Genomic DNA, 11,816 nt, shown 5'->3' with positions numbered 1-11,816 from the left:
GATATATGAGGAGCGCTCCTACGGTCGCTCCGGCCGGTCACCGCCCCGCTCGCGCCCGATGCCCATCTGGTCCTCGGCCCGCTGCTGCGCGGCGTCGACCTGCTTCTCGTACTTGCCGCCGGTCCGCTCGTTGACCTGGCGTTCGGCCGCGTCGGACATCTTCCGGGAGCGGTCCTTGTCCTTGCCGGCCATGCTCTTCATCTTGTCGAGGAAGCCCATGCAGCGCTCCTTCCGAGACGTGACTCACCATCGACCGTACGCCAGATATGTTCCGCATGCCCACTAAGGCCCCGTATGGTCTGGACCTCTCCCTCGCTACGGTGGTGTCGGTGAACAGCAAGGGGAGGGGCGCGCATGGGACGGCGCAGCAGGATCTGTACCGCAGGGGCCGCGGGCGCGGCGCTCACCCTGGCCCTGGTGGCCGGGTGCGAGGGCCTCGACAGTGACGGGGCCGCGCCGTCGGCCGGCGGTGCCGAGGCGCCGGCCGCGGGGCAGGCCGTCAGTCCGCTGCGCAACCCCGACGGGACCGAGCCCGGCCTCGGACCGGTCACCGGCGACGCCGACCGGGCCGCGGCCCGCAAGCTCATCGAGTCCCTGAAGACCAAGGGGCGCGGCCCCAGGACCGGTTACGACCGGGACGAGTTCGGCTACGCCTGGATGGACACCGCCGACGGCGTGCCGCTGGCCAGGAACGGCTGCGACACCCGCAACGACCTGCTGCGACGGGACGGCCAGCAGGTGCGCTTCCGGTCCGGCTCCAACTGCGTGGTCGTCGCGATGACGCTGCACGACCCGTACACGGGCACGACGATCGAGTGGCGAAAGCAGAAGGCGGGCGAGGTCCAGATCGACCACGTCGTGCCGCTGTCGTACAGCTGGCAGTTGGGGTCCTCGCGGTGGCCGGAGAGCAAGCGCAGGCAACTCGCGAACGACCCCCTCAACCTCATCCCCGTCGAGGGCCGGGCCAACTCGGCCAAGAGCGACTCCGGGCCCGCCTCCTGGCTGCCCCCGAGCAAGGGCATCCGGTGCGCGTACGCCGTCCGGTTCGCCCAGGTCGCCGTCAAGTACGAACTGGCGGTGACCGCACCGGACCGGGAGGCGATGCTGCGGCAGTGCGGCGGCTGAGCCGGGCCGTGCGGTGTCAGCCGCCCAGCGCGTCCAGGTCCAGGACGGTGCCGGAGGGCGCCTTCGCCGCCACCGGCTCGTCGTACGCGCTGAAGGTCATCGTGGCGGGGTCCTGCTCGGACGCGCTGTCGAAGCGCAGCAGGTACGGCTTGCCCTCGGTGGCGACGTAGAGCGTGTTGCGGTCCGCGCCGTCCTTCTCGTGCAGGACGAGCGCGGGGGCGCCGCCGACGGTGGCGGGCTCGCCGCGCGTCGCGTCCTGGCCGGCGCCCTCCATCTCGCCGAGCATCGTGTCCAGGTCGCAGAAGCCCGCCATGTCCTTGGCGTCCTGGCCGGTGGCGGCCATCTTGGTCCACTTGCCCGCCAGCATGGCCACGGCCGCGTCGGTGTCGGCCGCCGGCTCCCCCTCGCTCTGGGCGCGCAGGAACTTCTCGTCGTACTTCATGTAGAGCGTGCCGCCGGTCTTGATCAGCTCGGCCTGGCCCTGGCCGTCCAGGCTCATCGTGCCGGCGCACCGGCCCTGCCGGTCCATGGCCAGGTCGAGCTTGATGGTGCCGCCGCTCTCGTCGTCCAGGACGTCACCGGTCATGCGCAGCGAGCGTGCCCCGGTGGTGGCCTCGACGGCCCGGTCGGCGATCTGCCCCCCGGTCAGTCCGGCGAACGGTTCCGCGGGCGCGGATGCCGACGCCGGCTTCGACGCGGGTGCGGAGGCCGAGGCGCCGGGGCCGCCGGACCCGTCGTCGTCCTGGCCTGACTGGCAGGCGGTGAGTCCCACGGTGGTCGTTGCCGCGAGGCAGAGGGCGACGAGAGTGGTGCGCCGCATGAGGGCTCCTTGGTGGTGCTGGGGGTGGTGAACGGACCCGGCGGAGGCCGGGTGGCGAGGGGTCAGCCGGTCTTCTGCCAGTCCGAGCAGCCGACCGTCTTGAAGTAGGCGTCCGAGGCGCTGATGCGCACGACCGCCGTACCGGACACGTTGTTGTTCGCGATGATCGACTCGAGCGAGTGGTCGGCGTTCTTGGCGCGCTCCCAGTAGCACCCGTCATCGGTGTTGCCGGTGGACTTGTAGGTGCCGGGGGCGATGTCGGTGCCGACCGCGAACATGCCGCCGTCCCCGGACATCTCGGCGGCGGGAGTGCCCTTGGCCTTCGGGTCGACGGCCTCCCAGTCGCCGCAGCCGTTGGACTTGAAGAACTTGTCGGTGGCCTTGACGGTGACGTAACCGGTGCCGGTCACGTTGTCGTTGGCCAGCAGCGAGTCCAATTCGCCCGAGGCGTCCTTGGCGCGCTCCCAGTAGCACATGCCGTCCGTGTTGCCGGTGGTGCGGTAGGTGCCGGGCTTGACGTCCGAGCCGACCTCGAAGTCGCCGTCCCCCTCGAAGGCGGCCTTCTTCTCCGCCTTCGCCGTGTCCGCGCCGCCCCCGGAGGGATCCGCGTCCTTCTTGCCGCCGGACTGCTGTCCGGCGGACGCCGAAGAGTTCTTGCCGTCGGAGCCGCCGTCGTCGCCGCCGGAGTTCGCCGAGACGGCTCCGATGACGACGATCCCCACAACGGCGCCCAGCGCGACCTTGCCCTTCATGCCCATGGCTGTGTCCCCTCCCCTGTGGCGACCGCCTCTTGTCGGCGACCGCCCGTTGGCGAGGTCAATAAGAACAGATGCTGTGAACCGAGTCAACCAAGTTCACAGAGGTGACCGGGTACACGGCTGTGAATGCGCCGATCCAACGCCGCCTCGGTATGCTCGTCGCCACACACGGACGAGGGGAGCCGCGCGGGTGCAGGACAACGCGACTGAAGTGACCGCCGCCGGAATCGCACGGCTCGCCGGTGTCGGCCGCGCGGCCGTGAGCAACTGGCGCCGCCGGCACGCCGACTTCCCCAAGCCCGTCGGCGGCACCGAGACCAGCCCCTCCTTCGCCCTCGCCGAGATCGAGGAATGGCTGCGCGGCCAGGGCAAGCTCGCCGAGGTCCCCCTGCGCGAACGCGTCTGGCAGCAACTCGCCGGCCACCCCGAAGGACCGGTCACGGCCCTCACCCACGCCGGCTGCGTCCTCCTGCTCATCCACGACCGCCCCACCGACTGGCTGGACATGAGCGCCGGCTCCGACGAGCGCCTCGCCGCCCTGCTGCCCGCCGCACTCGACCAGGTGCTCGCCCCGCGCTTCGGCACCGACCGCGACCGCACCGTCGCCACCCCGATCAGCCCCCGCCTGCTGCCCTCCGTGCCGCTGCTGCGCGGCGCCGCCGAACTCGCCGCGGCCCAGGGCGCGCGGCAGACGTACGAGTTCCTGCTCGGCCGGCACCTCGACGCCAACCCGCGGCACTACACCCTCACTCCGAACCCCCTCGCCGAGCTGATGGCCGAACTCGCCGGCCCCGCCCGGACGGTGCTCGACCCGGCCTGCGGCACCGGCACCCTGCTGCGCGCGGTCGACGCCCGCCCCGGCCAGGAGCAGTACGGCCAGGACAGCGCCCCCGAAATGGCCGCGCTCACCGGACTGCGGCTCGCCCTGAGCACCACGGCCGCCGTGCGCATCGCCGCCGGCGACACCCTGCGCGCGGACGCCTTCCCCGACCTGCGCGCCGACGCCGTCCTGTGCCACCCGCCGTTCAACGAGCGCAACTGGGGACACGGCGAACTCGCCTACGACACCCGCTGGGAATACGGCTTCCCGGCCCGCACCGAGTCCGAGCTGGCCTGGGTGCAGCACGCCCTGGCCCGCCTGACGGACGGCGGCACGGCCGTCCTCCTCATGCCGCCCGCCGCCGCCTCCCGCCGCTCCGGCCGCCGCATCCGCGCCGACCTGCTGCGCCGGGGCGCGCTGCGGGCCGTCGTCGCCCTGCCGGTCGGCGCGGCACCGCCGCACAACATCCCGCTCCACCTGTGGGTGCTGCGCCGCCCCGAGAAGGCCCCCGCGCAGCCGGAGGTACTGCTCGCCGACACGGGGCAGTTCGCCGGCGAGGGGCGCGGCGGACCGGACTGGCGGGCCGTGCGGGAGGCCGTACTCGACGCGTGGCGGGACTTCGACCGCGCCGGACACCTCGACGAACGCCCGGGCCTGGCCCGCTCCCTGCCCGTCATCGCACTCCTCGACGACGACGTCGACCTCGCCCCGGCCCGCCACCTGCCGCCGCCCACGGCCGCCGACGGCGCCGAACAGCTCACCGACGTACGCGAACGCCTCGGCGAGACCCTGCGCCTGGTCGCCGATCTCACCCCGCCCCCCGCCGGCACCGCACCGGCCACACCCCGCTGGCCCCTCACCACCGTCGGCGAACTCGCCCGCGGCGGCGCCCTGGAGATGCGCACCGGCACGACCGGCGGCCACGCGCGCGTGCCCGTCCTCACCGACCTCGACGTCCTCGCCGGCACCGCCCCCACCGGCACCCTCCAAGAGAGCGACGAGGAACCCGTGCTCACCGAGCCCGGCGACGTCGTCCTGCCGGTCCTCGGCGGCGACTCCGTCGCCCGCGTGATCGACGACGCCACCGCCGGCGCCGCCCTGGGACGCCACCTCGTCCTGCTGCGCCCCGACCCGGCCGCGCTGGACCCCTGGTTCCTCGCCGGGTTCCTGCGCGGCACCGCCAACAACCGCCAGGCCAGCAGCTACGCCTCCACCGCCACCCGCCTCGACGTGCGCCGTCTCCAGCTCCCCCGGCTCCCGCTGGACGCACAGCGCCCCTACGGCGCCCGCTTCCGCGCCCTCGACGAGTTCGAGCGGGCGCTCAGGCACGCCGGCCGCCTCGGCGAGCAGCTCGTACGCGGCATGTACGACGGCCTGACCGACGGCACGGTCGCCCCCGACTGACGCCCCGGGCACGGGAAGTGACCAGCACGACAACGGTTCGGTACAACCCTGGGCCGGTTGTCCGTGTCGGCCTATACGCTCGATGCCGACAACGTCGGTCCACGCCCCAGGTACCAGGAGCAGCCATGCATGGCCACGGCTACCCGCAGCCGGTGAAGCAGCCACCCCCGACGGGCTGGCTGGTCTTCCTGCGCGTGCTGTTCGTGGCCCTCTCGGTCCTCACCATCGGCCTGCTGGCCTGGACGATGCTGCTGCGGCTGGCGATCGTCACACGCAAGGCGCTGGACTGGGGCCTGTTCGTGGCCGCGATGGCCGCGGACGCGCTCGCCCTCGTCCTGATCGGCACCGAGCCCGGCGACGAGATCCACACCGTGGGCGGCTGGACGGGCATGGCCCTGCTGTTCGGCACGCTCGTGGCCGTCATGGCGTACTACCTGGCGGCCGACGTCCGCCACTTCCACCAGCTCCGCTACGGGACCGGATACGCGCCGCAGCCGGCCCCGGGGTACGGCTATCCGCAGTCCCCGGCGACGCCGTACACCGCCACCACTGTCCCGCAGACGGCCCGTCAGCCGATCGTGCCCCAGCCCCACCACACCCCGCCCCCGATGCCGCCGACGCCGACCCCGATACCGACGCCGCCGGCCCAGACCCCCGCCCCCGCGCCCACCCCGCCGCCGCACACCCCCGCCCCCGCCCGCATCGACCAGGTCCGCGCCGAACTCGACGAGCTCAGCGACTACCTCCGCAGGCACGACGGCAACGCCAACGGCAACCACGAGGGCACGAGGTGACCGTGGCGACAGGACGCGTCGTCGCCGGCCGCTACGAACTGTCCACGCTCATCGGACAGGGCGGCATGGGCCAGGTCTGGACGGCGTACGACCAGCGGCTCGACCGGCGCGTCGCCGTGAAGCTGCTGCGCCCCGACAAGGTGGCCGGCCAGGAGGCCGACGAACTGCGCCGCCGGTTCGTGCGCGAATGCCGGGTGACCGCACAGGTCGACCACCCCGGCCTGGTCACCGTGCACGACGCGGGCAGCGAGGGCGAGGAACTCTTCCTCGTCATGCAGTACGTCGACGGCGCCGACCTCTCCGACCACCTCGCCGAGCACGACCCCTACCCCTGGCAGTGGGCCGTCGCGGTCGCCGCCCAACTGTGCGCCGTCCTCAGCGCCGTGCACGCCGTGCCGATCGTCCACCGCGACCTCAAACCGCGCAACGTGATGGTGAAGCAGGACGGCACCGTCACCGTCCTCGACCTCGGCGTCGCCTCCGTCATGGACGCCGACACCACCCGCCTCACCCATACCGGCACTCCCATAGGCTCACCCGCCTACATGGCGCCCGAGCAGGCGATGGGCGGCGCCGTCGGCCCCTACACCGACCTGTACGCACTCGGCGTCCTCCTGCACGAACTGCTCAGCGGCGACGTCCCGTTCGCGGGATCCACGGCCCTCGGCGTACTCCACCGGCACCTGTACGAACCGCCCCTGCCGGTGCGCCGCATACGCCCCGAGGTCCCCGAAGCCCTCGAGGCCCTCGTCCTGCGCCTGCTCGCCAAGGACCCCCAGCACCGCCCCGCCTCCGCGCAGGAGGTCTACGAACACCTGGCCCTGCTGCTGCCCGCACGCGGCATGCCCACCGGCGGCCCCCTCGATCCCACCCGCCCCTTCGTACGCCCGCACGCCCCCTGGCCCGACCGCGCCCGCACCCCCGCACCCCAGCCCGCCCCGGCCGCCCCCGTCGCCGAGGCCGGGAAGCCGGACGTCGCCCGCGCCGTCGACGACGTCAAACGCCTCCTCGGCGAGGGCCGCATCACCCAGGCCGTCGACATCCTCGGCGCGATCCTGCCCGCCGCCGCCGAACAGCACGGCGAACGCTCCCCGGTCGTCCGCACCCTGCGCAAGCAGTACGCCGCCACCCTCATGGACGACGGCCAGTACCGCCGCGCCCTGCCCGAACTGCGCCGCCTCGCCGACGAACGCGCCGCCGAGGCCGGCCAGGCCGACCCCCAGTCCCTGCGCCACCGCTACGACGCCGCCCAGTGCCTGGAACAGCTCGGCGAACCGGCCGCCGCTCTCGCCGAGTACCGCGCCCTGCTGCCGTACTACGAGAACCAGTACGTCGCAGGCGACCCCGACCTCGCCCACGACGTCCGCCGCCGCATCGGCCACCTCCTCCTCGCCCTCGGCGACCGCGCCGCCGCCCACGAGACGCTGGCCCGGCTCCTGCACGACCTGGAGCGCACCCACGGCCCCGGACACCCCCTCGCGGCCGAGGTCCGGCGCACGCTCGAATGGCTCGGCCAGGTACGCGGCTAGTTTTTTGCCCCGGGCGGGGACAATCTTGTGCACCCCTGGGGACCGCGTTTCCCGAACACGGAGACGCCGCGGGATGCGTTGCGCAGCGTTTCACGCAACGCAACACCGCAGCACACGCACACACCAGGGTGAGGATGGGCCATGTCCAGCCATCGTCGGACGAAGAAGCGCAGCATCACCGGCTGACCGGCCCGGCACCATCGGCGGCGGCGCGGCGGTGCCCGAAGTCCCCGTGAATCGTTGGTCGAATGGGTTGGCCAAAGCTGGGCCACTGCCTACCATCGATCATCGCAAGACTTTGTGCACCGTCGCACAATCTCCTCGGGAGGTTTCCTTGCACCGCCGCCGTCGCACCGCGCTCCTCCTCACCGCCGCGATCGCCGCCGCGGCACCCCTGCTCACCGCCTGCGGGAACGACGCGCATCCCGGCGCGGCCGCCGTCGTCGGCGACCAGCGGATCACCGTCGCCCAGCTGGAGAACCGGGTCGACGAGGTACGCGACGCGCAGCGGGCCGCCGTCCCGGACGACACCCAGTACCAGCAGGTCGTCGCCCGTACCGGCACGCTCACCCGCGACACCCTGCACGGCATGGTCCTCGACCGGGTACTGCACCGCGCCGCCCAGGACGCGGGCGTGAGCGTCTCCCGCAAGGAGGTCCAGCAGATGCGCACCGGCCTGGAGCAGCAGGCCGGCGGCGCCAAGGAGCTGGAGACCGTCTGGCTCCAGCAGTACGGCGTCGCCCCCGAGCGCCTCGACGAGAACCTCCTCGTCCAGCTGGAGGCCCAGAAGCTCGCCGAACACCTCGGCACCGACACCAGCCGCCCCGAGTTCTGGCAGGCCCTGTCCAAGGCCTCCCAGCAGCTCGACGTCGACCTCAACCCGCGCTACGGCACCTGGGACGTCCAGAAGAGCAGCCGCGTCGACGCCAGGACACCGTGGGTGCGGGAAGTCACGACGGCCGGAACCCAGCAGACGGCGTAACGGCGACCGCGGGGGACTGGGGACGCCGCCCGGGGACGGCCCACGGACCGGCCCGCACCGTGCGTTACGTTCGGATCGTGAACGCAACCAGCGCCGACCCCGCTCCCGGCACGGCCCCCGACCCGGGCCGCATCGTCCTGCTCACCACCAGCCACCGCGTCGCCCCCGGCCTGCTGTCCTGGCCCGCCTGGCAGGCGCTGCGCACCGCCGACCGCGTGCTGTGCGCCGACGCCGCGCACCCGCAGCTGCCGTACCTGCGCGAGGCGGGCATACGGGTCGACAAGGCATCCCCGGCCGCCGAGGAACTGGTCGCCGCCTGTGCGGGCGGTCACACCGTGGTCGTCGTCGCGACCGGCGAGGGCGAGCCGGCCCTCACCGACGGCCTGGCCCGCCTCGCCGGCTCCGGCCGCGTCTCCATGCCCGAGCTGGAGCTGCTCCCCGCCTCCTACGACCTGCCGGGCGCCCGCCTCCTCGACCTCGTCCAGGTCATGGACCGCATCCGCGCGGAATGCCCCTGGTCGTCCCGGCGGACCCACAAGGGACTGGCCAAGTACGCCATCGAGGAGGCCTACGAACTCGTCGAGGCCATCGAGGACGGCGACCGCGACGAACTGCGCGAGGAACTGGGCGACGTCCTCCTCCAGGTCGTCTTCCACGCCCGCATCGCGGAGGAGGACACCGAGGCGCCGTTCTCGATCGACGATGTCGCGGCCGGCATCGTCACCAAGCTCATCCACCGCCACCCGCACGTCTTCGGCGACGAGACGGCGACCACGCCGGAAGAGGTCAGGGAGCACTGGCTGCGCACCAAGGCGGTGGAGAAGCAGCGCACCTCGGTCACCGAGGGCGTCCCCCTCGGCCAGCCCGGCCTGGCCCTCGCCGCCAAACTGGCCTCCCGGGCCCGCACGGCGGGCCTGGAGGTGCCGCTGCCCGAGGGCGAGGGCATCGGCTACCAACTCCTCGCCCTCGCGGCCCGCGCCGAGTCCGAGGGCACGGACCCGGAAGCGGCCCTGCGAGCAGCGGCACGGGCGTACCGGGACGCGATCAGGGAGGTGGAGGGGTGACCGGCCGGCCCGCCTTCGACCGTCCGGCTCCCGAGCTGTTCACCTGGGAGTTCGCGAGCGACCCCTACCCCGCCTACGCCTGGCTGCGCGAGCACGCCCCCGTGCACCGCACGACGCTGCCCAGCGGCGTGGAGGCCTGGCTGGTCACCCGGTACGCCGACGCCCGGCAGGCCCTCGCCGACCAGCGGCTGTCCAAGAACCCGGCGCACCACGACGAGCCCGCGCACGCCAAGGGGAAGACCGGCATTCCGGGCGAGCGCAAGGCCGAGCTGATGACGCATCTGCTCAACATCGACCCGCCGGACCACACGAGGCTGCGCCGGCTGGTGAGCAAGGCGTTCACGCCGCGGCGCGTCGCCGAGTTCGCGCCGCGGGTGCAGGAGCTCGCCGACGACCTGATCGACCGGTTCGCCGCCACCGGCTCCGCCGACCTCATCCACGAATTCGCCTTCCCCCTGCCCATCTACGCCATCTGCGACCTGCTCGGCGTGCCGCGCGAGGACCAGGACGACTTCCGGGACTGGGCGGGCATGATGATCCGCCACGGGGGCGGCCCCCGGGGCGGCGTCGCACGGTCGGTGAAGAAGATGCGGGGCTATCTCGCCGACCTCATCCACCGCAAGCGCGCCGCGCTGCCGGCCGAGCCCGGCCCCGGCGAGGACCTCATCTCGGGTCTCATCCGCGCCTCCGACCACGGTGAGCACCTCACCGAGAACGAGGCCGCGGCGATGGCCTTCATCCTCTTGTTCGCCGGGTTCGAGACCACGGTCAATCTCATCGGCAACGGCACGTACGCCCTGCTCACCCACCCCGAGCAGCGGGCCCGTCTGCAGGCCTCCCTCACCGCCGGCGAGAGCGGCCTGCTGGAGACCGGCGTGGAGGAACTCCTCCGTTTCGACGGCCCCGTGGAGCTCGCCACCTGGCGCTTCGCCACCGAGGCGCTCACCATCGGCGGGCAGGACATCGCTCCCGGAGATCCCGTCCTCGTCGTCCTGGCCGCCGCCGACCGGGACCCGGAGCGGTTCGCCGATCCGGACACCCTCGACCTCTCCCGCCGGGACAGCCAGCACCTCGGGTACGGCCACGGCATCCACTACTGCCTCGGCGCTCCGCTCGCCCGGCTGGAGGGGCAGACCGCGCTCGCCACGCTCCTCACCCGTCTCCCGGACCTGGCCCTCGCCGCGGATCCGGCCGAACTGCGCTGGCGCGGCGGGCTCATCATGCGGGGGCTGCGCACCCTGCCGGTGTCGTTCACACCGGTCCCGTCGCCGCCCGGGAACAATCCGTCGCCGACGCAAAGGTGACACGCGCTCACCTCTGTGATCTTCACGTGATCTGCGCGGCATGAACTTGTGACAAGCGATCATCTGCCTATACGTTCACGGATCAGCGTGGCGCCGAGCCTCACTCGCCGCGCCGTCCCCGCTGTCTCGTGAAAGGTCGTCGCATGCTCTCCGGGAACGGTCGTCACCGTCGCCCCCGCCAGGCTCCCGCCCTGGTCGTCGCTGCAGGAGTGACCGGCTCCGCCATCGCGATCCCGCTCCTGGGGGCCACCGGCGCCCACGCGGCCGACGGAACGAACTGGGACCGGGTCGCCGAGTGCGAGACGGGCGGTGCCTGGAGCCAGAACAGCGGCAACGGCTACTACGGCGGCCTGCAGCTGTCCCAGGACATCTGGGAGCAGTACGGCGGTCTGGGCTACGCGTCGAGCGCCGACCAGGCGAGCCGCTCGCAGCAGATAGCCGTCGCCGAGAAGGTGCTCGCGGCCCAGGGCATCGCCGCCTGGCCGACCTGCGGCCTGCTCGCGGGGCTGGGCAACGACTCGGGAATCCTGTCCGGCGGCACCGCGACCCCGGGTGACGGGGCGTCGGCGGGGAAGAGCGGATCGGGCACTTCGGGGACGTCCGGGTCGTCCGGCTTGACCGATTCCCGGGAGTCCGTCCCCGAATCGTCTTCTTCGGCGACTCCCTCTCCGTCCCGGACCGAGTCCGCGTCCCCCTCGCCGTCCGCCTCGGCCTCGACTGACGCCGCGTCGGGCAGTGGGGACGAAACGGTCAAGTCCGACAGGTCCACCCCGTCCGGCACCCCGGCCGGCGATGACGCGCAGGCGTCCGGCGGTACGGGGGTCACCCCACCGGGTGGTGACGAGTCGGACAAGTCGGGGCAGAGTGACGCCGCTTCGGAGTCCGCAGGCACCGAGGAGTCCACGGCCGGCCGGCATCGCGGCGGCAGCGCCGAGGAGGGCGCGGTGGACGGCCGTACGGCGGAGTCGACGGGGCGGCACGCCTCGCGCGGCGAGAACGGCGGCCGCGGCCTCACGGACGGCTCGTACACCGTCCGTTCGGGCGACAGTCTGTGGGGCATCGCCGACTCCCTTGACCTCACCGGCGGATGGCACACCCTCTACGCCGACAACAAGGACGTGGTCGGCGCCGACCCGGACCACATCCTGCCCGGTCAGACGCTCACGGTCGGGGGCGAACCGGTCGAAAACCAGGGGTAGTTCGCGTCACAGTTAGA

General features: G+C 72.9%; 11 protein-coding genes. 8 read left to right on the top strand and 3 right to left on the bottom strand.

The features are described 5' to 3' along the window. Positions 1-18: 18 nt before the first annotated feature. The gene (locus ACIRG6_RS19725; protein WP_364681150.1) at positions 19-219 is read right to left on the bottom strand and encodes an antitoxin; all 201 of its coding nucleotides are present in this window, start codon (positions 217-219) and stop codon (positions 19-21) included. A 135-nt stretch (positions 220-354) separates the two neighbouring features. Between ACIRG6_RS19725 and ACIRG6_RS19720 the strand changes: the two genes are divergently transcribed. Continuing rightward, positions 355-1,125, top strand: a complete 771-nt coding sequence (locus ACIRG6_RS19720) for an HNH endonuclease family protein (protein WP_364681147.1) — start codon at positions 355-357, stop codon at positions 1,123-1,125. A 16-nt stretch (positions 1,126-1,141) separates the two neighbouring features. Here ACIRG6_RS19720 and ACIRG6_RS19715 read toward each other — a convergent pair whose 3' ends face one another. Together ACIRG6_RS19715 and ACIRG6_RS19710 are read right to left on the bottom strand one after the other, a co-directional pair. Further along, the gene (locus ACIRG6_RS19715) at positions 1,142-1,945 is read right to left on the bottom strand and encodes a hypothetical protein (protein WP_364681144.1); all 804 of its coding nucleotides are present in this window, start codon (positions 1,943-1,945) and stop codon (positions 1,142-1,144) included. Positions 1,946-2,007: 62 nt separating this feature from the next. Further along, entirely contained in the window at positions 2,008-2,703 is a 696-nt protein-coding gene (locus tag ACIRG6_RS19710) for a hypothetical protein (protein WP_364681141.1), read from the bottom strand. Positions 2,704-2,893: 190 nt separating this feature from the next. On the opposite strand from ACIRG6_RS19710, the gene ACIRG6_RS19705 reads away from it, so the two are divergent. The 7 genes from ACIRG6_RS19705 (at position 2,894) to ACIRG6_RS19675 (ending at position 11,799) form a co-directional block, all read left to right on the top strand. Beyond that, on the top strand, positions 2,894-4,927 hold the full coding sequence (locus ACIRG6_RS19705; protein ID WP_364681138.1) for an N-6 DNA methylase: 2,034 nt from the start codon (positions 2,894-2,896) through the stop codon (positions 4,925-4,927). Between the two features lie 125 nt (positions 4,928-5,052). Then, positions 5,053-5,721 (top strand): hypothetical protein, encoded by a 669-nt coding sequence (locus ACIRG6_RS19700; protein ID WP_350717429.1) that lies wholly within the window; start codon positions 5,053-5,055, stop codon positions 5,719-5,721. Between the two features lie 38 nt (positions 5,722-5,759). Further along, positions 5,760-7,250, top strand: a complete 1,491-nt coding sequence (pkaE, locus tag ACIRG6_RS19695) for a serine/threonine protein kinase PkaE (protein ID WP_350717586.1) — start codon at positions 5,760-5,762, stop codon at positions 7,248-7,250. 334 nt (positions 7,251-7,584) lie between these two features. After that, on the top strand, positions 7,585-8,232 hold the full coding sequence (locus tag ACIRG6_RS19690) for a SurA N-terminal domain-containing protein (RefSeq protein WP_364681136.1): 648 nt from the start codon (positions 7,585-7,587) through the stop codon (positions 8,230-8,232). 77 nt (positions 8,233-8,309) lie between these two features. Then, a complete protein-coding gene (locus ACIRG6_RS19685) occupies positions 8,310-9,296 on the top strand; it encodes a nucleoside triphosphate pyrophosphohydrolase (protein WP_403323776.1) in 987 nt (328 codons plus the stop codon). Continuing rightward, positions 9,293-10,600 carry a cytochrome P450 family protein gene (locus tag ACIRG6_RS19680; RefSeq protein ID WP_318213182.1) on the top strand — a complete coding sequence of 436 codons (1,308 nt, stop codon included), beginning with the start codon at positions 9,293-9,295 and terminating at the stop codon, positions 10,598-10,600. Before ACIRG6_RS19685 ends, ACIRG6_RS19680 begins: the two co-directional genes overlap by 4 nt. A 143-nt stretch (positions 10,601-10,743) precedes the next feature. Beyond that, on the top strand, positions 10,744-11,799 hold the full coding sequence (locus ACIRG6_RS19675; RefSeq protein WP_364818409.1) for a LysM peptidoglycan-binding domain-containing protein: 1,056 nt from the start codon (positions 10,744-10,746) through the stop codon (positions 11,797-11,799). The last annotated feature ends 17 nt before the right edge of the window (positions 11,800-11,816 follow it).

This window comes from Streptomyces flaveolus (assembly GCF_044765825.1).
GTDB classification, from domain to species: domain Bacteria; phylum Actinomycetota; class Actinomycetes; order Streptomycetales; family Streptomycetaceae; genus Streptomyces; species Streptomyces flaveolus.
This window is presented reverse-complemented; position numbering and strand designations above follow the sequence as displayed.

Coding starts and splice junctions, on each gene's coding strand:
- ACIRG6_RS19725 (WP_364681150.1), bottom strand. CDS start 219: ATGGGCTTCCTCGACAAGATGAAGAGCATGGCCGGCAAGGACAAGGAC.
- ACIRG6_RS19720 (WP_364681147.1), top strand. CDS start 355: ATGGGACGGCGCAGCAGGATCTGTACCGCAGGGGCCGCGGGCGCGGCG.
- ACIRG6_RS19715 (WP_364681144.1), bottom strand. CDS start 1,945: ATGCGGCGCACCACTCTCGTCGCCCTCTGCCTCGCGGCAACGACCACC.
- ACIRG6_RS19710 (WP_364681141.1), bottom strand. CDS start 2,703: ATGGGCATGAAGGGCAAGGTCGCGCTGGGCGCCGTTGTGGGGATCGTC.
- ACIRG6_RS19700 (WP_350717429.1), top strand. CDS start 5,053: ATGCATGGCCACGGCTACCCGCAGCCGGTGAAGCAGCCACCCCCGACG.
- ACIRG6_RS19675 (WP_364818409.1), top strand. CDS start 10,744: ATGCTCTCCGGGAACGGTCGTCACCGTCGCCCCCGCCAGGCTCCCGCC.